At 62.5% G+C, this 26,136-nt stretch carries 24 protein-coding genes and 1 pseudogene; 8 read left to right on the plus strand and 17 right to left on the minus strand.

Annotated features, from left to right (window positions below; translation table 11 throughout):
* Positions 1-75: 75 nt before the first annotated feature.
* From BN1969_RS06575 to BN1969_RS06595, 5 genes are all read right to left on the minus strand, one after another.
* Positions 76-843 carry a CvpA family protein gene (locus tag BN1969_RS06575; RefSeq protein ID WP_050623573.1) on the minus strand — a complete coding sequence of 256 codons (768 nt, stop codon included), beginning with the start codon at positions 841-843 and terminating at the stop codon, positions 76-78.
* Between the two features lie 35 nt (positions 844-878).
* Complete coding sequence (locus BN1969_RS06580) at positions 879-1,268, minus strand: hypothetical protein (RefSeq protein ID WP_050623574.1); 390 nt, start codon at positions 1,266-1,268, stop codon at positions 879-881.
* A complete protein-coding gene (locus BN1969_RS18520; protein ID WP_050623575.1) occupies positions 1,259-2,158 on the minus strand; it encodes a DUF5711 family protein in 900 nt (299 codons plus the stop codon). The genes BN1969_RS06580 and BN1969_RS18520 overlap by 10 nt, the downstream gene beginning before the upstream one ends.
* A 42-nt stretch (positions 2,159-2,200) precedes the next feature.
* Complete coding sequence (gene truA / locus BN1969_RS06590; protein WP_050623576.1) at positions 2,201-2,953, minus strand: tRNA pseudouridine(38-40) synthase TruA; 753 nt, start codon at positions 2,951-2,953, stop codon at positions 2,201-2,203.
* 43 nt (positions 2,954-2,996) lie between these two features.
* Positions 2,997-3,218, minus strand: coding sequence for a helix-turn-helix domain-containing protein (locus BN1969_RS06595; protein ID WP_050623577.1), 222 nt, complete (start codon positions 3,216-3,218; stop codon positions 2,997-2,999).
* 91 nt (positions 3,219-3,309) lie between these two features.
* On the opposite strand from BN1969_RS06595, the gene BN1969_RS06600 reads away from it, so the two are divergent.
* Entirely contained in the window at positions 3,310-3,579 is a 270-nt protein-coding gene (locus BN1969_RS06600) for a hypothetical protein (protein WP_050623578.1), read from the plus strand.
* A 132-nt stretch (positions 3,580-3,711) separates the two neighbouring features.
* Here the strand turns inward: BN1969_RS06600 and BN1969_RS06605 are convergent.
* From BN1969_RS06605 to BN1969_RS06625, 5 genes and pseudogenes are all read right to left on the minus strand, one after another.
* A pseudogene (locus tag BN1969_RS06605) lies at positions 3,712-4,428 on the minus strand (energy-coupling factor transporter transmembrane component T family protein); the annotation flags it as partial.
* Positions 4,429-5,295: an energy-coupling factor transporter ATPase gene (locus tag BN1969_RS06610; RefSeq protein WP_050623580.1), complete on the minus strand. Its 867-nt coding sequence runs from the start codon at positions 5,293-5,295 to the stop codon at positions 4,429-4,431.
* A 69-nt stretch (positions 5,296-5,364) separates the two neighbouring features.
* Complete coding sequence (locus BN1969_RS06615; RefSeq protein ID WP_050623581.1) at positions 5,365-5,625, minus strand: hypothetical protein; 261 nt, start codon at positions 5,623-5,625, stop codon at positions 5,365-5,367.
* Positions 5,622-6,494: an energy-coupling factor transporter ATPase gene (locus BN1969_RS06620; RefSeq protein ID WP_050623582.1), complete on the minus strand. Its 873-nt coding sequence runs from the start codon at positions 6,492-6,494 to the stop codon at positions 5,622-5,624. Before BN1969_RS06620 ends, BN1969_RS06615 begins: the two co-directional genes overlap by 4 nt.
* A 110-nt stretch (positions 6,495-6,604) precedes the next feature.
* Positions 6,605-7,468, minus strand: a complete 864-nt coding sequence (locus BN1969_RS06625) for a class I SAM-dependent methyltransferase (protein WP_050623583.1) — start codon at positions 7,466-7,468, stop codon at positions 6,605-6,607.
* Between the two features lie 251 nt (positions 7,469-7,719).
* Here BN1969_RS06625 and BN1969_RS06630 point away from each other — a divergent pair, with 251 nt between their 5' ends.
* Together BN1969_RS06630 and BN1969_RS06635 are read left to right on the plus strand one after the other, a co-directional pair.
* On the plus strand, positions 7,720-8,436 hold the full coding sequence (locus tag BN1969_RS06630) for a hypothetical protein (RefSeq protein WP_050623584.1): 717 nt from the start codon (positions 7,720-7,722) through the stop codon (positions 8,434-8,436).
* A gap of 610 nt (positions 8,437-9,046) precedes the next feature.
* A complete protein-coding gene (locus BN1969_RS06635) occupies positions 9,047-9,463 on the plus strand; it encodes an RNHCP domain-containing protein (protein ID WP_050623585.1) in 417 nt (138 codons plus the stop codon).
* Positions 9,464-9,514: 51 nt separating this feature from the next.
* Here the strand turns inward: BN1969_RS06635 and BN1969_RS06640 are convergent, their stop codons facing one another.
* The 4 genes from BN1969_RS06640 to BN1969_RS06655 form a co-directional block, all read right to left on the minus strand.
* Positions 9,515-11,764, minus strand: a complete 2,250-nt coding sequence (locus BN1969_RS06640; protein WP_050623586.1) for an S-layer homology domain-containing protein — start codon at positions 11,762-11,764, stop codon at positions 9,515-9,517.
* 201 nt (positions 11,765-11,965) lie between these two features.
* The gene (locus tag BN1969_RS06645; RefSeq protein ID WP_050623587.1) at positions 11,966-13,378 is read right to left on the minus strand and encodes a copper amine oxidase N-terminal domain-containing protein; all 1,413 of its coding nucleotides are present in this window, start codon (positions 13,376-13,378) and stop codon (positions 11,966-11,968) included.
* Positions 13,379-13,555: 177 nt separating this feature from the next.
* Positions 13,556-16,186 carry an ATP-dependent chaperone ClpB gene (gene clpB / locus BN1969_RS06650; RefSeq protein ID WP_050623588.1) on the minus strand — a complete coding sequence of 877 codons (2,631 nt, stop codon included), beginning with the start codon at positions 16,184-16,186 and terminating at the stop codon, positions 13,556-13,558.
* A gap of 249 nt (positions 16,187-16,435) precedes the next feature.
* Positions 16,436-16,858: an Hsp20/alpha crystallin family protein gene (locus BN1969_RS06655; protein ID WP_050623589.1), complete on the minus strand. Its 423-nt coding sequence runs from the start codon at positions 16,856-16,858 to the stop codon at positions 16,436-16,438.
* A gap of 231 nt (positions 16,859-17,089) precedes the next feature.
* On the opposite strand from BN1969_RS06655, the gene BN1969_RS06660 reads away from it, so the two are divergent.
* From BN1969_RS06660 to ggt, 5 genes are all read left to right on the plus strand, one after another.
* Positions 17,090-18,079 (plus strand): 2-hydroxyacid dehydrogenase, encoded by a 990-nt coding sequence (locus tag BN1969_RS06660; RefSeq protein WP_050623590.1) that lies wholly within the window; start codon positions 17,090-17,092, stop codon positions 18,077-18,079.
* A 16-nt stretch (positions 18,080-18,095) separates the two neighbouring features.
* Entirely contained in the window at positions 18,096-18,554 is a 459-nt protein-coding gene (locus BN1969_RS06665) for a GNAT family N-acetyltransferase (RefSeq protein ID WP_077138714.1), read from the plus strand.
* 108 nt (positions 18,555-18,662) lie between these two features.
* A complete protein-coding gene (locus tag BN1969_RS06670) occupies positions 18,663-19,343 on the plus strand; it encodes a GntR family transcriptional regulator (protein WP_050623591.1) in 681 nt (226 codons plus the stop codon).
* Positions 19,344-19,716: 373 nt separating this feature from the next.
* Complete coding sequence (locus BN1969_RS06675) at positions 19,717-21,102, plus strand: sodium:solute symporter family protein (protein WP_050623592.1); 1,386 nt, start codon at positions 19,717-19,719, stop codon at positions 21,100-21,102.
* A 65-nt stretch (positions 21,103-21,167) separates the two neighbouring features.
* Positions 21,168-22,889 carry a gamma-glutamyltransferase gene (gene ggt, locus BN1969_RS06680; protein WP_050623593.1) on the plus strand — a complete coding sequence of 574 codons (1,722 nt, stop codon included), beginning with the start codon at positions 21,168-21,170 and terminating at the stop codon, positions 22,887-22,889.
* 134 nt (positions 22,890-23,023) lie between these two features.
* On the opposite strand, the gene BN1969_RS06685 is transcribed toward ggt, so the two are convergent.
* From BN1969_RS06685 to BN1969_RS06695, 3 genes are read right to left on the minus strand one after another with little or no spacing between them, the layout of a single operon-like run.
* The gene (locus BN1969_RS06685; protein WP_050623594.1) at positions 23,024-24,121 is read right to left on the minus strand and encodes a C45 family autoproteolytic acyltransferase/hydrolase; all 1,098 of its coding nucleotides are present in this window, start codon (positions 24,119-24,121) and stop codon (positions 23,024-23,026) included.
* A gap of 14 nt (positions 24,122-24,135) precedes the next feature.
* Complete coding sequence (locus tag BN1969_RS06690; protein ID WP_050623595.1) at positions 24,136-25,125, minus strand: ABC transporter ATP-binding protein; 990 nt, start codon at positions 25,123-25,125, stop codon at positions 24,136-24,138.
* Positions 25,118-26,122 carry an ABC transporter ATP-binding protein gene (locus tag BN1969_RS06695; protein ID WP_050623596.1) on the minus strand — a complete coding sequence of 335 codons (1,005 nt, stop codon included), beginning with the start codon at positions 26,120-26,122 and terminating at the stop codon, positions 25,118-25,120. The genes BN1969_RS06690 and BN1969_RS06695 overlap by 8 nt, the downstream gene beginning before the upstream one ends.
* Between the last annotated feature and the right edge of the window lie 14 nt (positions 26,123-26,136).

Here is a 26,136-nt window from a genome sequence, read left to right on the forward strand (position 1 = left end):
AACAAAGACAGGATAACCCCGAAATGTGAACTTGTCGTGAATTCGCAAGAAAAGGCTGGGAACACAGAGAGAAACTCAACGAAAGAGCAGAGGCGCCAGCAGGGAGAGAGGGGTGTGGGTGCAGAAAAAGCGGAGGAGCACCGTCCCCTCCACCGCCTCCTGGGAGATCAGGGAGCCCCTCAGAAGCCAGCAGAGGATGAACACGATCAGTCCCCCCTTCACCAGCCCGAGGGCGGCGCCGCTCCAGTGGTTCAGGGTGGACAGGACAGGCAGCTTGCAGGCCAGGTCCAGCACCCGGCTCAGCAGCAGCCAGAGAAGCAGGACCAGGGCAAAGGAGACCAGGAAGAGGAACATCCGGGTCAGCTCCAGGGCCAGATAATCCGCCACCGCCCGGGCGGCGGAGGTAGTGACCTCCATCACCCCATCCTGGATGGCATCCTGGATGGGCTGGATAAAGTGCTGGTACAGGCTGGAGGCCTGAAGGGCGTCCAGGACCTCGTCCAGGGGGAGCTGGGCGAGCCAGTCCTCCTCGCCTTCCTGGCCCTCTTCCCCGCTGAAGGCGTCCGAAAGGGCGGGGGGCTGAGAGGCCTCGGAGGTCTCAGGCGGGGGGAGCACCGCATGGGTCTGTTCCTCCAGCACCTGAGTGATGCTCCGCTCCAGAGCGGGCTGGATCAGGCGGCTCATGGGCCGGGCCAGCTGGCTGGAGATGACGGTGGCACCGATGAAGGCCACAAAGACGGCCAGCAGGGAGCACAGCGTCAGCACAAAGCCGCGGCGGTAGCCCTTCCAGGCGGTGAGGAGGAGCAGGATGAGGATGACAACATCAAAAATCACAAAAGACATCAAAATACCTCGCTTGGATCAGGAGAAAAGGGAACTCAGGAGGGGATATAGAGCCAGGCCTGCTGGCTGTCGGCCAGCAGGGCGCTGCCGTTGGGGGAGAGGGCGGTGAAGCGGGCGTCCTGGGTGTCCTCCAGGGCGCGGTAGAGGGACATGTCCCGGGTGTAGATCTCCAGGCCGCTGCCGGTGAGCAGGGACAGGTAGCGCCCGGCGGCGGAGAAGGAGAGCACCTGCCCCCGGAGGGGGGCCTGGGCGATGAGCTGGCACTGGGGGTCGATGGTGAGCACCTGCTCGGCACCGCCGGCCTGGTAGCGGCCCAGCAGGAGCACTGCGAAGCCGTCCCCGCCCAGGTGGCAGCCCTTGAGGTAGCTGCGGCCAAAGGAGTAGGTCTCATAATCGGAGCCGTCGGCGCTGTCTCTTATACACATNCTGCGAAGCCGTCCCCGCCCAGGTGGCAGCCCTTGAGGTAGCTGCGGCCAAAGGAGTAGGTCTCATAATCGGAGCCGTCGGCGGCCACCGAGAGCAGGCGGTCCTCCCCCAGAACCCACAGCTGCTCCGCCTCATAGTCCAGGTCCAGCACCGCCAGGTTGCCCAGGGAGAGGGTGGCGGAGGGCTCACTGCTGTCCACCGGATAGAGGAGGAGCTGACTGAAAAAGGAGCCGTTCTCCTGCCCGATGGTGATCACGGCCACCGTCTTGCTGTCCGGAGAGACAGCGGCGTCGGCCACGAACACACTGGAAAAGTTCAGCTGGATGATCTCCTTCCGGCTGGTGCTGTTGACGTTGTACACCGTGACCGAGCCCTTATAGCCGCTCTGCTGGGCGGTAACAGCCAGCCAGCCGCTGTCGTTGACCCGGGCGGAGAGGAGGGTGCCGTCCACGTCCAGGGAAAAGGCCTCCTGACCGTCCTGAAAGAGAAACAGGCTCTCTCCGCCGGCGTCATAGACCACGCCTGCGGAGGAGGAGGCGGACAGGACGGGCTGGCTGAGGGGGGTGACCTCCTCAGCGTACTGGTCGCCGGAGAAGGAGTAGTAGTGGGCGCCGGCGGCGGAGCACTGAAGGATGCCCCCCTTCAGATAGGCGAAGGAGATGCTGTCCCCGCCCGCGTGGGTGAAGGGGGCGGCGGCGCCGGAGGCGTCGGTCTCCACAGAGCGCAGGGCGAGCCAGCGCTTCACCGCGTCCAGGTTGAACTGGTCCCGGTAGACCACCAGGGTCAGGGCTCCCAGGGCCAAAGCGGCGGTGACCAGCAGAGCCAGCAGCCGGACCAGAATATTCGGTTTTTGGGAGGCGGATGCCTGCTTTGTTGTCTGATCCTTCATGTTACCTCTCTCCCCCGGGGCGGGAGGGGGCGCCAGGCCCCCTTACACAACGTCCTCGTCATACCACAGCCTGGTCATATACAGCCCGCCGGGTGGGACGGTGGGGCCGGCGAGGGTGCGGTTGCCCGAGTCCAGGATGGCGGGGATGTCCTCTGGGGCCAGCTTGCCCTCGGCGGCATAGACCACAGTGCCCACCATGGCCCGGACCATGTTGTAGAGGAAGCCGTCGGCGCACACCCGGCACTCGATCAGCTCCCCCTTCCGCTCCACCTGGAAGTAGTGGACGGTGCGCACGGTGGTGCGGGTCTCGGTGCCCACGGAGCGCACCGCCCGAAAGTCGTGGGTGCCCACGAACTGGCTGGCGGCCCGCTGCATCACCGACTCGTCCAGATGCTTGGGGTAGAACCAGGCCCGGTCCACATAGAAAGCGTTGCCCAGGCGGGAGTTATAAATGCGGTAGGTGTATTCCTTTTTCCGGCAGGAGCCAATGGCGTTGAATTCCATGGGCACCTGGACGGCCCGGACCACCACGATGTCGTCGGGCAGGCGGGTGTTGACCGCCAGGGGCAGGCGGTCGCAGGGGATGGTGGAGATGGTGCGGAAGTTGGCCACATAGACCTGGGCGTGGACGCCGGCGTCGGTGCGCCCGGCGCCGGTGCATTTGACCGGGTGGCACACCACGGTGGACAGGGCCCGCTCCAGCGTCTCGGCCACGGTGACGGCGTTTTTCTGGACCTGCCAGCCGTGGTAGGCGGTGCCCACATACATCAGTTTTAAAGCAATGTTTCGTTCCATTTTATCACCAAAGGGGGGCGGATCTTGTCTTTTTCGGGGGCGGTCAGCGGCTGATCTCCCGCTTGTCGCTGCGGCCCATGAGATAGTCCAGGCTGACGCCGAAGAAGTCCGCCAGGGCCACCAGACCCGGGACTTCCGGGTAGCTTTCGTTATATTCGTACTGCTGATAACCGCGCAGCTTCAAACCGCAGATCTCAGCCATTTCCCGCTGCTTCAAGCCGCGTTCTTTTCGCAATTCCCGAAGTCTTTCTGAAAATTTTGCCATAAATACCTCATTCCTCTTGACATGCGCGTAAAACGCGTTTATTATATGATTAATAAACGCGTTTTATACGCATTTTTTGGGAGGGCAAATCATGGAGCAGATGTTGAAAATAATGTTTTCTGACAATCCGAACTTGCCAGAGGAACTATATACATTCTGTAATTCCATCCCCGATTATGTCAGGGCGGAGCGGGAATATCTCCAGATCGCCCGGCAGGTGGCGGACCGGCTGGGGTATGACCTCTATAACGAATTTGAGGAGAAGCTGAACGACTATATGGCCCAGCAGCTCGACGCCTGCTACCTCTTCGGGCTGGGGCTGCGGCGGGAGCTGGCCGCCGGGCTGATGCTGGAGGAGTGAGGGCTCACAGCCCGAAGCGGCCCAGCACCCCCACCCCCGCCGCGGGGACCCGGAAGAGCAGGATGACGGCCGCGGCAGTGCGCCGGGATTTCAGCTGGCGCCGGCGGGGGGGGCCCCCCCCCGCCCGGGGGNGCGCAGGCGGGTGCGCCCCTCGCCGCCGTGGTAGCAGCGGCACTCCATGGCGATGGCCAGCTCGTCTGCCCGGCGGAAGGCGGAGATGAACAGGGGGACAAGCAGGGGGACAAGCGCCTTGGCCCGCTGGATCAGGTTGCCCGACTCAAAATCCGCCCCCCTGGCCCGCTGGGCGGACATGATCTTGTCCGTCTCCTCGATCAGCAGGGGGATGAAGCGCAGGGCGATGGACATCATCATGGCCAGCTCATGGACCGGCACATGGATCTTTTTCAGCGGGCCCAGCAGGTTCTCCAGCCCGTCGGTGAGCAGGATGGGGGAGGTGGTGTAGGTCAGCAGGAAGGTGCCGGCAATGAGCATCAGGATGCGGACCACCATGAAGAAAGCGTTGAACACGCCCTCCAGCGTGATGGTGAAGATCCAGAAGCGGACCAGCACCGTGTCCCCCGGCGTGTAGAACAGGTTGAGGATGGCGGTGAAGATGACGATGAACACCACCGGCTTCATGCCCCGGAAAATGGACTTCACCGGCACCTTGGAGACGGCGATGGACACGGCCAGCAGCAGGAACATGATGCCGTAAGTGACAAAGGACTTGGCCAGGAACAGGGCCACGATATACAGCACCACCGCGATCAGCTTGGTGCGGGGGTCCAGGCGGTGGACGATGGAATTGCCGGGGAAGTACTGCCCCAGCGTGATATCCTTCAAAGCCATTTACTCCACCCCCTTTTCCCGAAGCCTGCGCAGAATGGTCTCCTTGGCCTGGGGGATGGTGTAGACGGAGGCGTCGATGTCCACGCCCATGGCCCGCAGGCGGCTGAACACCCGGGTCATCTGGGGCACGCCCAGCCCCATGCGCTCCAGTTCCGCACCGTGGCGGAACACCTCCCGGGGCGGGCCCTGGAAGGGGATGCGGCCGTCGTTGACCACCACCAGCCGGTCCACCGTGCGGGCCACCTCCTCCATGGAGTGGGAGACCAGGATGATGGTGGCATTGTTGGACTGGTGATAGTCCCGGATGTTGCCCAGGATGGACTCCACTCCCACAGGGTCCAGCCCGGCGGTGGGCTCGTCCAGAATGAGCACCCTGGGCTCCATGGCGATGACCCCTGCGATGGCCACCCGCCGCTTCTGGCCGCCGGAGAGCTCAAAGGGGGACTTTTCCAGCTGGTCGTCCCGCAGTCCCACGAAGCGGGCGGCCTCCCGCACCCGGCGGTCCACCTCCCCCTCGTCCAGCCCCATGTTTTTCGGGCCGAAGGAGATGTCCTTGTAGACGGTCTCCTCAAAGAGCTGGTACTCCGGGTATTGGAACACCAGCCCCACCTGGAACCGGGTCTGACGAGTGCGCTTGGCATCCGCCCAGATGTCCTCCCCCTGGAAGAGCACCTGGCCGGAGGTGGGCTTGAGCAGGCCGTTGAGATGCTGGATCAGGGTGGACTTGCCCGAGCCGGTGTGGCCGATGATGCCCAGGTATTCCCCGGCGTAGGCGGTGAAGTCCACTTCCAGCAGCGCCCCCCGCTCGAAGGGGGTGCCGGCGCTGTAAATGTGGGAGAGCTTTTTGGTCTCCAGAATTGCTTCCATCCGTTGTGTTCCATCCTTTTTCAGTGAAGTGGTGCACGCCCCGCGGGGTCGCGCCCGAAAATATCACAGTTACGGCAGGACGCCGGTCTGTTTTGCCAGATCATCCAGCTGGGCCTGGAGATGGCGGGCCTGCATCTCCAGCCGCTTGACCCGCTGCCGGAGGGAGACCAGACACACGACCGCCCACGCGGCGGCCAGAGCGGTCAGTCCCAGCAGTACCGTGGGAAAGCTGTCATCAAACATCTCCAGCAGCAGCCTGGGGGCAGAAAAGACCACCAGAAATGCGGCGATGCCCGCAAAGACCCGGGTGCTTCTCTCTGTACTGTTCATGGCTGGCTTCCTTTCTTTGATGCAGCGTTCAGCAGCTGACAGAGAGCCTGGGCGCACTCCTCGTCGCTGAGGGCGTCCAGGGGGACGTCCAGCCCCTCCTGCCGCAGTTCCCACAGCAGCTGAGTGGTGTCAGGGACGGTGAGCCCCACGGAGCGCAGGCCCTCCACGTCCTGGAACACCTGCCGCGGGGGGCCGTCGGCAATGACCCTGCCCTTGGTCATGACCACCAGCCGGTCGGCCTGGGCGGCCTCATCCATGTGGTGGGTGATCAGGACCACGGTGACCCCCTTCTTCCGGTTCAGATCCCGGATGGTGCGCAGCACCTCGGAGCGGCCGATGGGGTCCAGCATGGCGGTGGGCTCGTCCAGCACAATGCACCGGGGCTGCATGGCGATGACCCCGGCGATGGCCACCCGCTGCTTCTGACCGCCGGAGAGGAGATGGGGAGCGTGCTCCCGGAACTCATACATCCCCACCGCACGCAGGGCGTCGTCCACCCGCTCCCGGATCTCGGCGGGGGGGACCCCCAGGTTCTCCGGTGCGAAGGCTACATCCTCCTCCACCACGTTGGCGACGATCTGGTTGTCCGGGTTCTGGAACACCATGCCCACCGTGCGCCGGATGTCCAGCAGGCGGTCCTCATCCACAGTGTCGATGCCATCCACATACACTTTGCCGCCGCTGGGCAGGAGGATGGCGTTCATGTGCTTGGCGAGGGTGGATTTGCCGCTGCCGTTGTGGCCCAGAACAGCCACAAAAGTGCCCTCCTGGATGGACAGGTCCACCCCGTCCAGCACAACGGGGGCGACGCCCTCGGCGGAGGTGTAGGAGAAGCGGAGAGCTTCCGCGCGGATGATCGCGTCTTTCAATCAAAACACCCCTTGTTTTGAGTCAGGAATGAGAAGTTGGCAATTGAGAATTTTTTTTCGGGAGCTGGAGAGGGCGGCAGTGAACGGCCGCGCCCATAACTCCTAACTGGTCAAGATCTGCTCCAGCGCCCGGTGGCGCCGCAGGGGAGGACCAGGCCGCTCTCGGTGACGGGGAGGCCCAGCTCCTGGCTGTCGGTGCGGCCGCCGAATTTCCGGGAGAGCAGGGTCTCCAGGATATAGGTGACTACGCTGGGGGCCAGACCGGTGGTATAGGAGTTGAGGATCACGAACAGGGGCTGGTCGGACAGCACCCCCCGCACCAGCTCCACAAAGGGGTAGAGGTTCTCCTCCAGCCGCCACACCTCACCGGTGGGGCCCCGTCCGTAGCTGGGGGGGTCCATGATAATGGCATCGTACTGCCGGCCCCGGCGGATCTCACGTTCCACGAATTTGGCGCAGTCATCCACGATCCAGCGGATAGGAGCGTCCTCCAGTCCAGAGCTCCTGGCATTCTCCCGGGCCCAGGACACCATGCCCCGGGCGGCGTCTACATGGCACACGCTGGCCCCGGCGGCGGCGCAGGCCACCGTGGCTCCGCCGGTGTAGGCGAACAGATTGAGCACCCGGATGGGCCGTCCCGCCCGCCGGATCTGCTCTTGGGCAAAGTCCCAGTTGGCCGCCTGCTCCGGGAAGAGGCCGGTGTGCTTGAAATTCATGGGCTTGATGTTGAAGGTGAGGCCGCCGTAGCGGATGGTCCAGCGCTCCGGCATGTCCTTCTTCTCCCACTGCCCCCCGCCGGAGGAGGAGCGGGCATACCGCCCGTGGGGATGCTTCCAGCCCCGATGGGTCCGGGGCGTGTTCCAGATGGCCTGGGGGTCTGGCCGTACCAGCAGCTGGTCCCCCCAGCGCTCCAGCTTCTCCCCACGGCCGCAGTCGATGAGCTCATAGTCCGTCCACCGGTCGGAAACCCACATAACAGGCACACACCTCTCTGGATAAGATCACTTCAAAATAAAACTATAATAGTATATCATCCGCCTCCCCCTCCGTCAATGAAAAGGGAGGGGAAATTCCCCCGTTTTTGTGGAGAAAAGGGGAGGAGAGGAGTGGCTTTTTTCCAAAACAGAGGGCCAGGGTTGTGTTTTTCCTCCGCCTGTGATAGAATCAGACAAAGTCAGACAAAACCATCCGCTCCCGTCCGGGGACGGAGAAAACGAGGTGCCCCATGGACCATCAGTTCAGAAACGCCGTCTTCGGCGGCTTTAACCGGCAGGATGTGCTGGATTATTTGGAGACCCTGGCCCGGGAGAATGCCCAGAAGCGCCAGGAGCTGGAGCAGAGCATCGGCCGGGCCGAAGGGGAGCGGGACGAGCTCTGCGCCCAGAAGCAGGCGCTGGAGGAGCAGAAGCGGGCCCTGGAGGGGGAGAAGGAAGAACTGCTGCGCAGCGTGCAGCGCAGTCAAAGCGAACTGGCCGCCCTCCGCACCCAGCTGGGCGAGCGGGAGCAGACCGCCCGACAGACGCAGCAGGCCCTGGAGGAGAGCCGCCGGGAGGCGGAGGCGCTGCGGGAGCAGGTGGCCCGGCTGGAGCCGGACGCGGCTGCCTACGCCGCGGTGAAGGACCGCTCCGCCGGGGTGGAGCTGGAGGCCCACCGCAGGGCCCAGGGGGTGCTGGACCAGGCCAACAGCCAGGCCCGGCATCTGCGCCAGCAGATGGAGCAGTGGATGACCCGGGTGGGCCGGGAGTACGACGCCCTGCGCACCGAGGTGGAGGCCACTATCTCCCACGCCGCCGATCAGCTGGACAAGGCGGGAAAGTGCCTGGAGCAGGTGTCCACCCTGCTCTCCGACCAGGACGTGGCTCTGGAGGAGCTCTCCCGTGCCTATGACAGCACCGCCCCGGACAAGGTGCCCGCCCCGGTTCCGCTGGAAGAGGAGCCCTGAGCTCTCTGTCGTGTGACGCTGCGCCCGGCACACCGCTCTCCTCCAGCCTTTCCCCTGGGGGAAGGTAGCGCGGCGTATGCCGAGACGGATGAGGGGGCGTCTTTTCGCCGGGCCGATCAATATAGGACGGGAGAGTCTGAGATTTGCACCTGTCCGCCCCGGTCACTGAATGATCTCATGTGGGAAAAAACAGACCGCGGGAGCCGTATTTCCTGATAGGCCCGCTTTCTGCGCTCCTCATTTGACAAAGGGGGAGGGCTGTGCTATACTGTCACCGATTTTAAGAAAAGGGTGGTGGCTTGATGTCGGCGATCCGCTGAAAACAGGACAAGAAAGACCTGGTTCTCATCTTTTGCTGGGATGGGCCGTCTTGCTGTGCCTATTTTGCGGATCGATCATCAAGCTGTCTCCGAAGGGAGGGGGAGCTTTGCCGCGCCTGTCAGGCGGCAGGGTCCCCTAAGCAGCCGGAGGGATGGCTGCTGCCGCAATATGGGAAAACGGATGGCCCGGGACCAGCGGGGCCATCCATTTTTTGTTGTCCTGAACAGAAGACGTGCAGGCCGGCCGTGCCGGCACTGTCATGATATTTGATGAGATGAGGGACCAAACCATGAATCGGGAACATAAAAGACAGAAATACGAAAAAGGATATTATAAGACCCACCCCTGTACAGACAGCTTCACCTGCAAGGCGTGCGGCCGCCTGGTGGTATCGGATGGGGCCGGGAGCGGCCACCGGAACCACTGCCCCAACTGCCTGTCCAGCCTCCACCTGGACAACGAACCGGGAGACCGGGCATCAGACTGCGGCAGCGTCATGGATGCGGTGGCGGTGTGGGTGAGGAAGAACGGGGAATGGGCAGTGATCCACCGCTGCCGGCGCTGCGGCGCACTGAGTTCCAACCGCGTGGCGGCGGACGACAGCCCCATGAAGCTCATGTCCATCGCCATGAAGCCCCTGTGCCTCCCGCCCTTTCCGTTAGAGAGGATCGAGGAGCTGACTGAGCTGATGGGTGGAACGATTTGAGGAAAACGCGAAGGACGCCGCGGGCTCAGCCCACGGCGTCCTCTTTTTTCATCAGGCGTAGAGAAAGTTGGCCAGCATGACGGACAGCTCCCCCCGGGTGACGGCCCCCTCGGGGTCCAGCCGCCCGTCTGGCTGTCCGGCCAGGATGCCCTGCTCCAGGGCCCAGGCCACGGCGGCAGCCCCCTCCCCGGAGAGCTCTCCGCCGTCCGGATAGGCCATCAGTGCCCCGGTGTCCGTCAGGGCCTCGGCACCCAGAGTGAGGGCAAAGCGGTAGAGGACCAGGGCCACGTCCTCCCGGGTCATGTCCTGCTGGGGCAGGAGCGCATCCTCACGGACCAGCCCGGCGGAGAGGGCGAAGTTGGCCCCGCCGGCATACCACGCCCCGTCCCAGGGACCGGACAGCTGGGGGGCGCCGGCCACCTGCCAGAGCACGGTGAGCAGCTCCGCCCAGGTCACACCGCTGTCCGGGCGGAAGTTGCCGGCCTCATCCCCGGAAAAGAGGCCGGAGGAGGCGCAGGTCAGGGCGTAGCGGGCAGACCAGTGGCCCGTCAGGTCGGGAAAGGACAGACCGCAGATCTCCCGATAGAAATACTGCTCCACCGCCTCCAGGACATCCTGAGCGGCACCGGGCTGGAGCATGTCTGTGAGACCCGCCTGAGCGACGGCGTCCCGGTAGCCGGCTGTGTCTGTCTGGGCCACCAGGGCCAGATAGGTGTCGGCGGCGGCATCGAAGTCCTCCGCGGAGTCCACAAGGAGCTCCAGGGAATTGAGAACAGAAGTCACATAGCTGATGGTGTAGCAGGGCTGTTCAAACAGCTGGGAGTTGGCGGCCCAGTCATAGGCATCCTCCCCGCCGATGGAGTAGAGGAAGCCGTAGGACTCCGAGATAGAGCGGTAGAGCCGGTTCATCCCGGACACCGTGAGGCCGTCCGCCTGATAGACCGCCTGCTCAAACTCGTCGTACATGCAGAAGTACAGCATCCCCAGCAGGTCGGAGAGAATGGCCGCCCGGTAGGCGTCCCCGCCCGCCTGGCCCGCCAAGCTGTCAGCAAAGGTGAGGTACAGGGCCTCCAGCCCCTGAGAGTGGGTCTCGGCCACGTCGTAGCAGAACTGCTCATCCTCAGCCAGGCAGTGGTTGGCGAAGTGGCCGAACTCGTGGATCAGGGTCTTTACGTCCAGATAGCTGCCCTGGGCGGAGCTGAGGATATAGGCAGAGCGATAGGCGGGCAGGCTGACAGTGACGCCCAGCGTGCTGGAGCTGGCCAGTATGTCCAGATCGTAGAGACCGTTGTCCCGCATATAGCCGTACAGTTCCCTGTATTCGCTGGAGACTGCATCCATATAGGGCTCCACAGCGTCCAGCACCTCCTCCTGGGTCATGTCCTCCAGGGAGGAGAGCCGGACGGGGGACAGGGAGCTGAGGCGGGACTGGGCGATCAGCAGTTCGGACTCCAGACGGGGCAGAAGGGCCTTGACCGCGCGATGGAGGAGGGCGGTCTCCTCCGGCGTATAGTCCCGACCATAGACAGTCTGATAGGCGTACTGGACATAGTCATCATAGCCCTTGGAGGCGGCGTACTGATTGCGCACCTTTACCAGCTCCAGGTAGATAGGGGCGAGGACCCCATTGCGGACGGCGGCCAGCTCCCCCACCAGGGTCAGATAGGCATCCTCCTCCAGTGAGCCCACCAGATAGGCGGCGTCCGCCTGGGCACGGGTCCAGGTCCTGCCGCCGGACTGGACAGAGGGCTCCTGGACCACCGCCTCCCAGTATTCGTTGACCAGAGCAGTCTCACGCTCCAGCAGGGCCAGCTCCTCCCGCGTATTGGGAGAGGTGGACAGGAGGGACTGAGCCTGCCCCTCCCTCAGCAGTCCGGCCAGAACGGAGCCGTAGGCGCTGTTCAGCACCTCCTGGACGGCGGAGAGGTAGTCGCTCTCCGCCTGACCGCAGACGGAGCTGTAACGGACATACTCCTGGGTGCAGGAGGCGGGGGAGCGCATATAGTCCAGGGAGCAGAAGTAGTACTCGGTGAGCAGCTCGTTGAAGCGGTCCGTCATCCTGGACAGCAGAGAGAGGACCGAGCGCTCTGAGGCATCCTCCCCCCGAACGGCGGTCAGAAGTGCCTGACGGGCCGCATCAAAGCTGCTGGGGTCGGCGGGGCTCCAGTCCTGGGCCGAGGCGGGGACCGGCTCCGGGAAGTCCGGGAAGAACTCGGTCTCCCGGGCCAGGGCCGCCGGAGCGAGCAGCGAGACAGACAGAAGGAGGGAGAGCAGGAGTGGCAGAAGACGGCCGCACTTCATAGAGATGCCTCCAATACAGACGATTTTGGGCCCGGAAGCCTGTCTCCATCCTATCATATCCGGGGTGGAAAGACAAGCGCCAGGCCAAGGGGCAGAGCTGAAAAATACGCCGCGGAAGGGGAAAACAGCGTCAAAAAGGCCCGCTCCCGTATGAGAGATGTCACACGGGAGCGGGCCGGGGGCTGATGGTCCGGGGGCGGCTCAGACGGAGACCGGATCCATCTCAACGGTCAGCTGCTCCATCAGGTCCACCACGTCGGCGCCGGCGGGGGGCTGGGTCTGGGGCTGGGTGCTGGAGGCGGAGTAGGTGCCGTCCATCGTCACGGTGTAGGTGAAGCCGGGAATGGAGACGCCGGAGGCCTCGTCGATGACGGCGGGCGTGCTCATCTCCATGGTCATAGCCAGCTCTTTGCCCTTCATGGAGGCGTCCACGGACACAATGGCCCCCTCCTGGTCCGCCTTCATGGTCATGGAATAGCCGGTGACCTTGGAGTCGAAGGTGAACAGAGTAAAGGTGATGTCCATGTCCTCCGCCTGGGTGGTGGAGATATAAGTGGTCCCCTTCTGCTCCAGGGCACTGTCGGAGAACATGCTGTTATAAAGAGCCAGGAGATCACGAGTGGTCATGGAGGCGGAGGTGAGGGGGACCTCCCGCAGGATAAGGGCCAGAGAGTCGGCAAAGCTCATGTCCTGAGCGGCCCGGGCCATGAGCAGGAGGTCGGTGTAGTCCAGGCCGGTCTGGAGGGAGAGCTGGTCCATCATGGACTTCAGATCCATCTTAAACCACAGGCCGGTGACGCTGGGATCGGACATCTGGGTCAGTGCATCGGAGGAAAAGTAGAACAGGCCCTCCTCCAGGTCGCCCCGCAGTTCCAGGTCGATGGGATCGATCTGGGCGGATACCTCAGCATCAGGAGCGGACAGTTCCATATCCAGCTCTGTGCTGAACTGGAAGGCGGAGCTGTCGCTCTGGAGCATGGAGTAATCTCCCTGGATGCCGCCGGTCATGAGGGAGGAGAGCTCCATCTCCACTGCCAGACTGCCCTCCACCTTGCAGGTGCCGCCGGTCAGATCCCGGGTGTACTCCAGATACCGGTCCATCATGGCGTAGGTCTCGGAGTTGGCGGCCAGGATGGCATCTACGTCGTCGATGATGACAGTAGAAGTCTGGGCATCCCAGCCTACGTTGTACCCCAGGGCACCGGCCACCAGTCCCACGGGGACGTAGGTGCGGGAGGAGGCGGCGTCGATGAAGGGAGCGGCATCGGTGGTGATGGTGTCCGTCTCAGCGGCGTTCTCCTGCCCACGGGTCACAGTGAGCTCCTTCTGGTCGATGGTCAGGGTGATGGAGGTGTCATCCTTGGCCGCGGTGACACTGCGGGTGGCGGCGTCCCAGGTGATATCCCCCTGGGCGAAGCCCAGGGCGTCAAAGGTCTCCACCATGGGCAGGAAAGAACGGCCGTCCTTCAGCAGGGGGGCGGCGTCGGTAAAGGTGACGGCCTCCCCATTGACCAGGACGGAGAAATCCCCCTCCTGGGCCGCGGAGGCGGGCAGGCAGAGCGCCAGAAGCAGGGCGCCGGCGCACAGGGCGGTGCGGAACGCGCGGTTTAACATGACAGATCCACTCCTTAAAATTGACATGGGCCGCCAGGCGGCCCGAAAGCCGAGCTTTTTTCCGGTCTCAATATAGCATATCCGGGGGGAAAAGACAAGGAGCGAGAGGGAGAAGGAAGAAAAAATCCGGCGCGGGCCCGCAGGTCCGCGCCGAAAAAAGGAGGAATAGGGGAGAAATCAGGCGTCGATGACCTCGCCGGTGAGCACCTCCCGGCTGTCCACGGTGAGCTGTCCATCCCGGCAGTCCACGGTGATGCGGGAGCCGGGCTCCACCTGGTCGGCAATGATCTTCTTGCTGATAAGGGTCTCCACCGTATGCTGGAGATAGCGGCGCAGGGGCCGGGCGCCGTAGATGGGGTCGTAGGCGCTGGCAATGATCTCCTCCTTGGCCGCGGGGGTGAGGACCACGGTGAGCTGTTTGTCCTCCAGCCGGCGGTTCAGGTCGGCGGCCATCAGATCGATGATATGGGTCACGTTGTCCTTTGTCAGGGGCTTGTAAAACACGATCTCATCCAGCCGGTTGAGAAACTCCGGGCGGAAGGACCGCTTGAGCAGATCGCTGACCTGCTCCCGGGCCTCCTGGCTGATCTCCCCCCGGCTGTCGATGCCGTCCAGCAGGAACTGGCTGCCCAGGTTGGAGGTAAGAATGATGATAGTGTTCTTGAAATCCACGGTGCGGCCTTGACTATCTGTAATACGGCCGTCGTCCAATACTTGGAGTAATATGTTGAACACGTCCGGGTGGGCCTTTTCCACCTCATCAAAGAGGATAACGGAGTAGGGTTTCCGCCGCACCGCTTCAGTGAGCTGGCCGCCTTCCTCATAGCCCACATATCCGGGAGGAGCCCCGATGAGCCGGGACACGGAGAATTTCTCCATATACTCGCTCATGTCGATGCGAACCAGGTTCTTCTCGCTGTCGAACAGGGCCTCAGCCAAGGTCTTGGCCAGTTCGGTCTTACCAACGCCGGTGGGGCCCAGGAACAGGAAGGAGCCAATGGGCTTGTTGGGGTCAGCGATGCCAGCCCGGCTGCGGAGGATGGCCTCGGACACCAGGCGTACCGCCTCGTCCTGACCCACCACCCGCTGGTGGAGGATGTCCTCCAGGTGAAGCAGCTTCTCACGCTCCCCCTCCATGAGCCGGGAGACGGGGATTCCGGTCCACCGCTCGATGATGCGGGCGATCTCCTCCTCGGTGACCTTGTCCCGTAGCAGGGAACGCTGCCGCCCCTCATTGGCGATCTGCTCCTCCGCCTCCAGGGCCTTTTTCAGCTCGGGGATGCGGCCGTACTGGAGCTGGGCGGCCCGCTCCAGGTCGTACTCCCGCTGGGCCTTCTCCAGCTGGGCGTTGGCCTCCTCCAGCTCCTCCCTGAGCTTCTGGACCTTGCCAATGGCGTTCTTCTCGTTCTCCCACTGGGCTTTCTTGGCGTTGAACTCATCCCGCATGTCGGAGAGCTCCTTCTGGATCTCCGACAGATGCTCCTGGGACAGCTTATCTGTCTCTTTTTTCAGAGCGGCCTCCTCGATCTCGTGCTGGATGATCTTCCGCTGGATGACGTCCAGCTCGGTGGGCATGGAGTCGATCTCGGTGCGGATCATGGCGCAGGCCTCATCCACCAGATCGATAGCCTTGTCGGGGAGGAAGCGGTCAGTGATATAGCGGTTGGAGAGAGTGGCGGCGGCGATGATGGCCCCGTCGGTGATCTTGACGCCGTGATAGACCTCGTACCGCTCCTTCAGGCCGCGGAGGATGGCGATGGCATCCTCCACCGTGGGCTCATTCACCATGACAGGCTGGAAGCGGCGCTCCAGAGCGGCGTCCTTTTCAATATACTGCCGGTACTCGTTGAGGGTCGTGGCGCCGATACAGTGCAGCTCTCCCCGAGCCAGCATGGGCTTGAGGAGATTGCCCGCATCCATGGAGCCCTCCGTCTTGCCCGCCCCTACGATGGTGTGCAGCTCGTCGATAAAGAGGATGATACGCCCCTCGGACTTCTTCACCTCATTGAGGACGGCCTTCAGCCGCTCCTCAAACTCGCCCCGGTACTTGGCCCCGGCGATGAGGCTGCCCATATCCAGGGAGAAGATGGTCTTGTCCTTCAAACTGTTGGGCACGTCTCCCTTCACGATCCGCTGGGCCAGTCCCTCGGCAATGGCGGTCTTACCCACGCCGGGCTCCCCGATAAGGACGGGATTGTTTTTGCTCTTGCGGGAGAGGATGCGGATGACATTGCGGATCTCGTCGTCCCGGCCGATGACCGGGTCCAGCTTGTTCTGGCGGGCCCGTTCCACCAAGTCGGTGCCGTACTTCTTCAGGGCGTCATAGGTCTCCTCAGGGTTGTCACTGGTGACCCGCTGGTTGCCCCGGACAGAGGTCAGGGCCTGCATCACTTTTTCCCGGGTGACGTTGTAGGTGCGGAACAGCTCCTTCAGGGCGCTGTTGGCACTGTCCAGCAGGCCCAGCAGGATGTGCTCCACAGAGATATACTCATCCTTCATGGACGCCGCGGCGGACTCGGCGGATTTCAGGGCACGGTCTACGTCCTGAGCCACATAGACCTTGTCCGCCTCCCGGCCTCCACCGGAGACCCGGGGCAGCTTCTCCACCTCGTGCTGGACGGCGGCCTGGAAGCTGGGGAGGGTCAGGCCCATATTGGTGAGCAGCTGGGGGATCAGCCCCTCGCCGTCCTGGACCAGCGCCATGAGCAGATGGGCCTGCTCGATCTGCTGGTGCCCGTACTCCAGGGCGATGTCTTGGGCGCCCTGAATGGCGGCCAGCGATTTCTGGGTAAATTGATTCATATTCATAAAAGGAACACCTCCTAGATCCGATCTATATTGATTCTTAAAATTTAGCACTCAATAAACTTAACTGCTAAAATTAGTATAGAGCCATTGGACAAGATTTGCAAGTCTTTTTTCAAGTTTCCATACTTTTGTGTGCTGCGTCCTGCAGGGGCACACAAACTGAAAATTGAGTTTTGGAAGAAACGCGATTTGGAAAAGAGTCAGGCGGAGCCGGCGTACCGGCTCCGCCTGACCGCAGCTGGGGAGACCTCACTGGATCTGGATCTTGTGGCACTGGGGAAGGACCTCCTGCCGCTTGGGCAGAATGAGCTCCAGCACCCCGTCCTGATAGGAGGCCCGGATGGCGTCCTCCTGGATGCCGTCCAGGGTGAAGGACCGGGAGAAGCTGCCGGTGCGGCGCTCCCGGCAGATGTAGTTGTCGGCGGCGGTGCGGTCATCGGCCTGGTGCTTGGCGGAGATGGTGAGCACGCCGTCCTTTACATCCAGATCGATGTCCTCCTTGCGGAAGCCGGGCAGGTCGGCCTGGAGCAGGTAGTGGGCACCCTCGTCCCGGATATCAGTGCTGAAGACCGGCGTGCGGCGGCCGCTCTCGCCGAACATGCTGCGCTCCAACTCGTCAAACAGATCCATCATGCTGCTGTTGCTGCGGCGGGTGTAGGGGATCATATACATAAGTCAAAACTCCTTTCGGTCCCGGGCGGAGCATCCTCCGGCCCGGGCCTCTCTGAACTTTGGCTTTATTATAGTGAGGGATTATGAATTTTTTGTTACACAGATGTGTCACAAGTGTAAATATTAGCACTCAATAAATAAGAGTGCTAATATTTTGCAGAAAGGCTCCCCTTGTATTGGCGAAAAACGGGTGGTATAATTGTCATACAATTAAAATAAGGAGGGCACCCCATGAAGATATTAGTTTTTGGCCCCAGAGACCGCTATGACGTGTACCGGCCCCCATTTGCGGATGAGATGCCGGTGGAGCTGGTGTTCCGCCGCCCGGACCAGACCTATGTCCAGGCGGCCCAGGAAAATGCGGACGCGAGGATCATTTTTGTGGATGCCATCACGGATGTGGGTCCCGATGTGATGGACCAGCTTCCAGAGCTGAAGATGATCCACTCTGAGGGTGTAGGGTACAACTGCATCGACTGCCAGGCCGCCCGGGAGCGGGGGATCTATGTGTGCAACAATAAGGGGTGCAACGCGGAATCGGTGGCGGAGCACACCATCATGCTGATGCTGATGGCTCTGCGCTTCGGCATCCCTGGACACAACGCGGTCATCCAGGGGCAACAGATCCAGATGAAGCAGAAGGCCATCGCCGCCCACGCCCCCGGCCTGTTCCAGTGTGCGGTGGGGTTGGTGGGCTTTGGAGACACCGCCCAGGCCACCGCCCGGCGGCTGGCCAGCTTCGGCTGCAAGCTATACTATTACACCCGCCACCGCCGTCCGCCTCAGGTGGAGGAGGACTTTGGGGTGACCTATCTGCCTCTGGAGGAGCTGACCGCCCAGTGCGACATCATCTCGCTCCACTGCGCGGTCACCGACGAGACCCGGGAGATGGTGGATGGGGCCTTCCTGGCCCGGATGAAGCCCAACTCCATCTTGGTCAACTGCGGCCGGGGCGACCTGGTGGACAACCAGGCCCTGCGGAAGGCACTCATAGACGGGACCATCCGGGGCGCGGCGCTGGATACTATTTTCCCGGAGCCCACCCCCGGCGACCACCCTCTGGTGGACCTGCCGCCGGAGGTCAGAGATCGGGTGGTTTACAGCTCCCACCTGGGGGGCAGCTCCGGGGGGGCTTTTGCCAAGGCGCATCTGACCATGTGGACCAACGCCCGGCATATTTTGAACGGAGAGCGGCCCACCAACGTGGTCAACGGGCTGTAAGAGGGGGGACGGCATTATGATCCGGGCTCTCCGTCCGGAGGATCTGGACCAGGTGATGCAGATCTGGCTGGACGCCAACCTGGAAGCCCACTGCTTTCTTCCTGAGAGCTATTGGTGTGACCATATGGAGGAGGTGCGGGCGGTGCTGCCCGCCGCCCAGGTGTTCGTCTATCAGGACTGGGAGGGGCTCCAGGGCTTTGCGGGACTGACCGGCGACTATCTGGCGGGGCTCTTCGTCCGGCGTGCCGCCCGGTCCAGGGGGATCGGGCGGGCGCTGCTGGAGCGGGCCAAGGAGGGGCGGGAGAGCCTGACACTCCATGTGTACCGGGAGAACAGCCCGGCGGTCCGCTTTTACCAGCGGGAGGGCTTTGCCATCCGGGCCGCGGAGCGGGAGGAGAACACCGGCCGGGAAGAGTACCATATGGAATGGCGCAGGGGAGGACAGCACCTTCCACCGCGGCGCGGGGAGCCTTGATCCGCTAAGACCCCGCTGCCCCGGGAGCAGGTCCGCAGCTCCGCTTGACACCGGGCGTCCGGGGATGGTAAGATGGGGAAAAGCTGGCATGGGACGGGAGGAGAGCTTATGGCAGAGGAGCTGTTTGGCGGACAGGATGTGGGGGCCACGCCCTCTTATAAAGAACAGGCATACCGCCTGATCAAGGAGGCGATCCTCTTCAACCGGTTTCGGGTAGGGGCCATCTACTCCCAGGACGACATCTGCAAGGAGCTGGGTATCAGCCGAACCCCGGTGCGGGAGGCTCTGCTGGAGCTCCAGAAGGACGGCTATGTCTCCTTCTCCCGGGGCAAGGGGGTGCAGGTGGTGCCGGTGTCTGACCGGGACGCCCGGGACATCCTGGAGACCCGGATGTATATCGAGTGCATCAACGCGAAGCTGGCGGCGAACCGTGCTGCCCAGCGGGACCTTCAGGCCATGCGGGAGAGCCTGGACCGCCTCCGGGACCAGCTCTCCACCAGGGATGGGCAGCACCTGTACCGCCTGGACCACATCTTCCACCGGGCAGTGGCGGCGGCCACTCAGAACCGCCTGCTCTACCGGGAGTGCGAGCTGCTCCTGGACCACTATCTCCGGTTTGAGGTCAAGTCGGTGTATAACAACTCCATCGACGCCAAGATCGTCTTTGATGAGCATGTGGCCATCTGCGATGCCATCGCGGAAGGGAGCGCCGAGCGGGCAGAGCAGGCCATGGCCCGACACCTGACCAACTCCTACCGCCGCACCGTCAGCCGTTTCTGGGCGGAATAGTGGAAGAAAACATGGACGGCCGTGTCCCGGGAGGATGCGGCCGTTTGACCTGTCTGAATATGTAAATATATCCCATATAAAATGTTTTCAACCAGAGCTCGAAAAAGTTCTTGACATTGCCCCTAAAATATCTTATGATAAGGCCATAAAACAAGTGTATTGGAGAGCGAACAGAATAGCGGTTCTGCGCGCTCTCCTTTTTTAGAACTCAAGTAATATATTACATATTTAATAAAATAGGAAAAATGTAATATGTTGCAAAGGGAGGGCACAGGCAGGTTTGAGCAGCTGCGGTGGGCGGTATCTGTTCCGCATCCGGAGGCGGGGCGGCACCGGCATCCGCTGCAAATAAACAAAAGGGAGAGAGAACCGTATGTTAATCGCAACATGGATCGTGACCTTTGTCATTATCGTGGGGATCGGTGTCTGGTCCGGCACCAAGATCAAAAGTGCCAACCAGTGGTCGGGCGGTGACAAGACCATGGGCCCCCTGACTCTGGGCTGTGTCTTTGCCGCCTGGCAGATTGGCGGCATGGCCGTGGTAGGGGCGGCTCAGAACGGCTACACCCTGGGCATCTCCGGGGCCTGGTACTCCATCGCCGGCTCCTTCTACTTCATCGCGCTGGCCCTGTTCGCCAAGCTGATCCGCAACAACATGCCCGGCGACTCGGTGCCCATCTATCTGCAAAAGCGCTTCGACACCAAGACCAGCCGCCTGTACTCCTACGCCTGGATCGTCTACGGCTTCCTGTACATCCCCTATCAGCTCAAGACCGTGGCTTCCATCATCCAGATCGCCATCCCCGGTCTGAACATCACGCTGGCCATGCTCATCGGCCTGACCATCGCCGTGATCTACACCAGCTTCTCCGGCATGCGGGGCATGTCCGCTGTGGGGCGCATCGTATGCTTCGGCATCTACATCCTGCTCATTGCCTTCGTGCTCATGACGCTGCCCAAGTTCGGCGGCTTCACCGTGATGCTCTCTGAACTTCCCGCAGAGTACTCCTCCATGGGCAATATGCCCACCCAGCGCATCATCGCCTGGATCCTGGGCGGCTGCCTGTCCACCGCAGTGATGCAGTCCGTGCTCCAGCCCCTGCTGGCCGCAAAGAGCGCTTCCGCCGCCCGCACCGGCTCTATCCTGGGCTATGTGCTGGCTGCCCCCATCTGCCTGCTCACCGCCACCTGCGGCATCTTTGCCAAGGCGTCCGGTGCGGACCTGGGCGACGGTGCCACCGCATTTGCCTACTCCATCAAGACCTTCAGCAATCCGGCTTTCGCTGGGATCATTTTTGCCTTTGCCACCATGATCATCGCGGCTACCATGGCCACCATGATGCTGGCCACAGGCACCATCATTACCAATGTCTATAAAAACGACATCAATCCCAACGTGGACGACGCCAAGCTGCTGAAGCTGTCCAAGATCATCACTTTCGTCTTTGCCTACCTGACTCTGATCCCTGCGGTCATCATGCCCAGCGCCGCCCTCACCAACCTGTTCCTCACCCTGCAGCACGTGGCCGCCGCCCCGGTGAGCTTCGCCATCCTGGTGGGCCTGACTTGGAAGCGCTGCACCCGGCAGGGGGCCTTCTGGGCCATGGCCAGCGGCATGGTGGTAGGTGTGGCCTGGATGCTGCTGGGCCTGACCGACACACTGGAGGCGGTCTACCCCACAGTGCTGGTCAGCTATACAGTGGGTGTTGTGGTATCTCTGGCGACCAGTAAAAAGACGCATGGTTTGGCGAAGGAATAATGGAATCCGAACAAGACTCGATGAAAACACTGTCCGGCGCGGCCGGGAAGGGAAGCGGATCAAGTATGAGTGAAGCAAAGAAGCAGCAGTACATGTGGCCCTCGCGGTGGAGCAAGCCCTCCGCCCACGGGGACTGCGGAGCGGTCAGCTGCAACAATATCTATGCCACCCGGGCGGGGTTGGAGATGCTGCGGGCCGGAGGGAACGCCTTTGACGCCGCCGTGGCGGTCTCTCTGACCCTCTCTGTGGTGGAGCCCCACCACTCCGGCATCGGGGGCGGCTGTTTCAGCCTGCTGTACTCCCAGCGGGATCAGAAGGTCTTGGCACTGGACGCCCGGGGCGTGGCTCCCGCCAAGGCGGGGGAGGACCTGTTCCTCAAGGATGGAGAGGTCCAGGACGAGTGGAAGGACCTGGGGGGCCAGTCGGTAGCCATTCCGGGGCTGCTGAGAGCCATGGAAACCATGCTGCGGGAGTACGGCACTATGACGCTGGCGCAGGCGGCGGCTCCCGCCATCCGCTGTGCCCGGGAGGGCTTCGGCACCAGTTATACCGGAGAGCTCACCATGGAGGACGACTCGGTCCGGCGGAAGCTGGATCTTTCACCCCAGTTCCGGCGGCTGTATCTGAAGCCGGACGGGAGCCGCTACCGCTTCGGTGAGAAGCAGGTGAACTCTGAGCTGGCCGGCCTGCTGGAGCTGGTGGCGGCGGAGGGGGCGGACGCCTTTTACACCGGGCCGGTGGCCCGGAAAATGGTGGAGCAGATCAACCAGCGGGGCGGGTGCTTTACCCTGGAGGACCTGAGCCGATATCAGCCCAAGTACCGTACCCCGGTGAAGACCACCTACCGGGGACTGGAGGTGGCGGCCTTCGCGCCGCCCAGCGGCGGATGCGCCGTGGTGGAGATGCTGAACATTCTGGAGCACAGCGATCTGGCCGCCATGGGACACAACACCGCCGCCTCCATCCATGCCATCGCGGAGGCCATGAAGCTGGGCTTTGCGGACCGAAGCGTGGCTCTGGGCGATCCCGACTTCGTCCAGGTGGACGTGGAGCGGCTGACCAGCAAGGCCCATGCGGCGGAGCGGTATGCCCTCTCATCACCGGAGACGGCGGGGGAATACGCTCCGGCGGAGGGGATCGAGGCCAAGGAGTACCCGGGAAACACCTCTCACTTTGCGGTGATGGACCGCTTTGGGAACGCGGTCTCCCAGACCCAGACTGTACGGGACTGGTTCGGCTGCGGGATCGTGGTGGACGGCTGCGGCTTTGTGCTCAATAACGCCATGTCCGACTTCAGCGCCAAGCCGGGCGCACTCACCAGCCAGGGACTGACCTATGGGAGCGCCAACAGCATCCAGGGGGGGAAGACGCCTCTGTCCTCCATGGCCCCCAGCATGGTGTTCAAGGACGGACGGCCCTATCTGGCCATCGGCGCGGCGGGCGGTCCCCGGATCATCACCGGAACCCTCCAGGGGATCGTCAACGCGGTGGACTTTGGGATGCTGCCGGAGCAGCTGGTCCGCCAGCCCTACCTCAACTGCCTGACCCGGGAACAGGGGCTGGAGCTGGAGTTCGGGATCTCAGAGGACACCATCCGGCTTCTGGAACAGAAGGGGCACCGGCCGGTGCGGGTCCCGGTGGACCAGGCCATGAGCACCATGCTCAACAGCGTCATGTATGTGGACGGGGAGTACCACGCTGCCGGCACCCAGCGGGTGGACGGCTGCGGCGGAGCCCTTCTCTCTGACGGGCATATGGTGCTGGACGGGATCAGTCAGGAGGATTGAGCGGCCTGCCTGAAGCATCAAAAAGCGAAAAGAGAAAAATGGTCAGCAGAATTTCTGCTGACCATTTTTTGATATTGGGAATCAATAAAGAGAAGGGACGGTGCGTACCGGGGCCAGAACCTGGCACAGGGGACTCACTGTGCAGAGGGCTCTCCGATCTGGACATGGGGCAGGGCCAGACAGGGATTTTGCAGCGTAGTCCACACCTCGCGGTCCTCTACCACGCAGAGGGTGGTGGAAACGGTGGTGGCGGGGACGCCCTCGTGGGGATGACGGCAGATACAGTTCGGCTCGTTGGTGTGGTCTGACATGATGCGGTAGAGATCCTGGAACCGGAGGGAGCCGTAGCGCTCTTCCACCATCTGGGCAATGCGGTCATAGCGCTTGTGAGTGGAGGGGTAGTTCTCCTCCGGGGGATTGAAATGGCTGAGCTGGTCACTGACCACGTGGTTGGTGCGGAAGAGGACCCCCCTGCCCTCATCCTTTTCCACATAGATCTCGTCGGAGGTCATCTCGATGACATAGGCCTCTGTGGGGTCGGCGGCAATGACGTTCAGGCCGTTCATACGGGGGGCGGTGCGGCAGAACTCCACCGCTTGGGCGGCGGTCCTGCAGGAGGAGAGGAGGACCCGCACATTGAGGAAGATATCGGCCTCCTCCACCCGGTCGATGCGGGTGGGGTCCTTCTCTGTCCAGAAGCCGGTGGTGGTCACAGCCAGACCATGGCTGTTGATGCCTACAGCGGGATAGGTGAGGATACCGGCCCCGCCCACCTCGATGATCTCCTGGCCGTCGGGGTAGATGTGGCGGACCAGAGCCTGCTCCATGGGCATGCCCATGTCCCGGTTCTTGATGATGTAGGTGCATCCGTCAGCGGCAGCCTGTCCCCGGACACAGAGCATGCTGCATTCCTGCGTGATGTGACGGAAGGACTCACAGAGGAAATAGGCGGGGATGTTCAGCAGCAGGATGTCGTCAAGGGGCAGACCGCTGCCTTGGGCGATGCCCTGGAGCTCCTCGTACATCTCAGGCCGCTGCTCCTGGAAGAAACGGAGGTTTTGGTTCACAAAGGCCTGATAGGCCTGGAGGTCCACCTTCTCCTGCTCCAGCTTCCGGTGGACGGAAGCCAGGTTGCGGCGGATGGCGTCAGAGAGCTCCTGCCCCTGCTGGACGCCCTGCTCGAAGGGCGTGCCGCTCACTTGGCAATAGGCGTGCTGATATTGGGAATTCATACAGAAATACCTCCTTAAGACTGAGACTGTCCGCACAGCAGGCAGCTGCAGATATGTCCGTTCTGCGTGATGTCCCTGGCTTCCGGGACGGCAGAGGCACACTCTGCCATGGCGGCAAAGCATCTGGGGTGGAAGGGGCAGCCGCTGGGGACGGCGATGGGGCTGGGCAGGTCGCCCTGAAGGATGATGCGCTCCGGCTGCCGTGTGGGGTCTGGCAGGGGGACGGCGGAGAGGAGAGCCTGGGTATAGGGGTGGGTGGGGTGGGCAAAGAGCTCCTGCTTCTCCGCATATTCCACCACTTTGCCCAGGTACATGACCGCCACATGGGTGGAGATGTGCTGTACCACACGCAGATCATGGGAGACGAAGACCAGCGCGATGCCCAGCTTCTGCTGCAGGTGCATGAGCAGGTTGATGATCTGGGCCTGGATCGACACATCCAGGGCGGAGACGCACTCGTCACAGACGATCAGCTTGGGACTGACGGACAGGGCGCGGGCAATACAAAGCCGCTGGCGCTGGCCGCCGGAAAACTCATGGGGGAATTTCCGCATGCTGTCCTGGGACAGTCCCACCAGATCCAGCAGCTCCTCCGCGCGCTTCATGGCGGCCTCCCGGCTGCCCAGCTTGTGGATCAGAAAAGGCTCAGCGAGGATATCGGAGACCCGCTGGCGGGGATTGAGGGAGGCATAGGGATCTTGAAAGATGATCTGGATATCCCGGCGCATCCGGCGCAGGCTCTCCTTGTCGGCACTGGTCAGATCCTGACCCTGAAAAAGGACCGTGCCCTCGGTGGGCTCGATGAGCCGCATCATGGTGCGGGCCAGGGTAGATTTCCCGCAGCCGGACTCCCCGACGATGCCCAGGGTCTCCCCCTCCCGAATGACCAGGGAGACGTCGTCTACGGCTTTGACGTACTGGGCGGCCTTGGAGAAGACCCCTTTGCGTACCGGAAACCATTTTTTCAGGTGGTCGGCCTGGAGCAGGATCGGGCGTTCAGACATGATCGCTCCCCCCTTCCTCGTCCCACTGGGGCGTATATTTCCAGCACTGGACGGTGTGTTCCCCATCCAGGGTCAGGAGGGGAGGCTGTTTCTGGGTGCAGATCTTCCGGCAGCAGGCACAGCGGTTGTGAAAGGCACAGCCCTCCGGCATGTGATAGATACTGGGGACCGACCCTTCAATGGTGGCCAGGTCCCCCTGGCTGTCATCCATGTGCGGGATGGAGCGGAGCAGTCCCTCCGTATAGGGGTGAAGAGGGTGCTGGAAGATGGTGCGCACATCAGCTTTTTCCACGATGTGGCCGCAGTACATCACTGCCACAGTATCCACCATAGAGGCCACGACGCCCAGGTCGTGGGTGATAAGAATGATGGAGGTGCCCAGCTTTTCGTTTATGGACCGGAGCAGGTCCAGGATCTGGGCCTGGATAGTTACATCCAGAGCGGTGGTGGGCTCATCCGCGATGAGCAGCTCCGGGTCGCACAGAAGAGCGATGGCGATCATGACGCGCTGGCGCATGCCGCCGGACAGCTCAAAGGGATATTGCTTCAGTCGGGTCTCCGGGCTGGGGATGCCCACGGTGCGCAGCATCTCGATAGACATCTCGTTGGCCTGGGCTTGGGAGACCTTCTTGTGGAGGCGGACCACCTCTCCAAGCTGGTCTCCAATGGGAAACAGGGGGTCCAGGCTGACCATGGGCTCCTGAAAGATCATGGAGATCTGGTTGCCCCGGACCCTGCACATCTGGCGCTCGGTCTTGGTGAGCAGCTCTTCCCCGTTGAGGCGGATGCTCCCGGTGATCTGAGCGGGCGGGGTGGGCAGCAGGCGTATGATGCTCTTGGAAGTGACACTTTTGCCCGAGCCGGACTCCCCCACCAGACCCAGTTTCTCCCCTTTTTTCAAGGAGAAGCTGACGTGGTTCACCGCAGCGGCGGAGCCGTATTTGGTCTTGAATCTGACGCTGAGATCTTGTACGCAAAGCATAGGTTCATTCTGCATAACTGAGCTCCCCC

The sequence above is a fragment of the Clostridium phoceensis genome (assembly GCF_001244495.1).
In the GTDB taxonomy this organism is placed as follows: Bacteria; Bacillota; Clostridia; order Oscillospirales; family Oscillospiraceae; genus Lawsonibacter; species Lawsonibacter asaccharolyticus.

What these genes read in the sequence shown, in the direction of transcription:
- BN1969_RS06575 (WP_050623573.1), bottom strand. Translation starts at nt 843, where the DNA reads ATGTCTTTTGTGATTTTTGATGTTGTCATCCTCATCCTGCTCCTCCTC.
- BN1969_RS06580 (WP_050623574.1), bottom strand. Translation starts at nt 1,268, where the DNA reads ATGTGTATAAGAGACAGCGCCGACGGCTCCGATTATGAGACCTACTCC.
- truA (WP_050623576.1), bottom strand. Translation starts at nt 2,953, where the DNA reads ATGGAACGAAACATTGCTTTAAAACTGATGTATGTGGGCACCGCCTAC.
- BN1969_RS06595 (WP_050623577.1), bottom strand. Translation starts at nt 3,218, where the DNA reads ATGGCAAAATTTTCAGAAAGACTTCGGGAATTGCGAAAAGAACGCGGC.
- BN1969_RS06600 (WP_050623578.1), top strand. Translation starts at nt 3,310, where the DNA reads ATGGAGCAGATGTTGAAAATAATGTTTTCTGACAATCCGAACTTGCCA.
- BN1969_RS06610 (WP_050623580.1), bottom strand. Translation starts at nt 5,295, where the DNA reads ATGGAAGCAATTCTGGAGACCAAAAAGCTCTCCCACATTTACAGCGCC.
- BN1969_RS06615 (WP_050623581.1), bottom strand. Translation starts at nt 5,625, where the DNA reads ATGAACAGTACAGAGAGAAGCACCCGGGTCTTTGCGGGCATCGCCGCA.
- BN1969_RS06625 (WP_050623583.1), bottom strand. Translation starts at nt 7,468, where the DNA reads ATGTGGGTTTCCGACCGGTGGACGGACTATGAGCTCATCGACTGCGGC.
- BN1969_RS06630 (WP_050623584.1), top strand. Translation starts at nt 7,720, where the DNA reads ATGGACCATCAGTTCAGAAACGCCGTCTTCGGCGGCTTTAACCGGCAG.
- BN1969_RS06635 (WP_050623585.1), top strand. Translation starts at nt 9,047, where the DNA reads ATGAATCGGGAACATAAAAGACAGAAATACGAAAAAGGATATTATAAG.
- BN1969_RS06640 (WP_050623586.1), bottom strand. Translation starts at nt 11,764, where the DNA reads ATGAAGTGCGGCCGTCTTCTGCCACTCCTGCTCTCCCTCCTTCTGTCT.
- BN1969_RS06645 (WP_050623587.1), bottom strand. Translation starts at nt 13,378, where the DNA reads ATGTTAAACCGCGCGTTCCGCACCGCCCTGTGCGCCGGCGCCCTGCTT.
- clpB (WP_050623588.1), bottom strand. Translation starts at nt 16,186, where the DNA reads ATGAATATGAATCAATTTACCCAGAAATCGCTGGCCGCCATTCAGGGC.
- BN1969_RS06655 (WP_050623589.1), bottom strand. Translation starts at nt 16,858, where the DNA reads ATGTATATGATCCCCTACACCCGCCGCAGCAACAGCAGCATGATGGAT.
- BN1969_RS06660 (WP_050623590.1), top strand. Translation starts at nt 17,090, where the DNA reads ATGAAGATATTAGTTTTTGGCCCCAGAGACCGCTATGACGTGTACCGG.
- BN1969_RS06665 (WP_077138714.1), top strand. Translation starts at nt 18,096, where the DNA reads ATGATCCGGGCTCTCCGTCCGGAGGATCTGGACCAGGTGATGCAGATC.
- BN1969_RS06670 (WP_050623591.1), top strand. Translation starts at nt 18,663, where the DNA reads ATGGCAGAGGAGCTGTTTGGCGGACAGGATGTGGGGGCCACGCCCTCT.
- BN1969_RS06675 (WP_050623592.1), top strand. Translation starts at nt 19,717, where the DNA reads ATGTTAATCGCAACATGGATCGTGACCTTTGTCATTATCGTGGGGATC.
- ggt (WP_050623593.1), top strand. Translation starts at nt 21,168, where the DNA reads ATGAGTGAAGCAAAGAAGCAGCAGTACATGTGGCCCTCGCGGTGGAGC.
- BN1969_RS06685 (WP_050623594.1), bottom strand. Translation starts at nt 24,121, where the DNA reads ATGAATTCCCAATATCAGCACGCCTATTGCCAAGTGAGCGGCACGCCC.
- BN1969_RS06690 (WP_050623595.1), bottom strand. Translation starts at nt 25,125, where the DNA reads ATGTCTGAACGCCCGATCCTGCTCCAGGCCGACCACCTGAAAAAATGG.
- BN1969_RS06695 (WP_050623596.1), bottom strand. Translation starts at nt 26,122, where the DNA reads ATGCAGAATGAACCTATGCTTTGCGTACAAGATCTCAGCGTCAGATTC.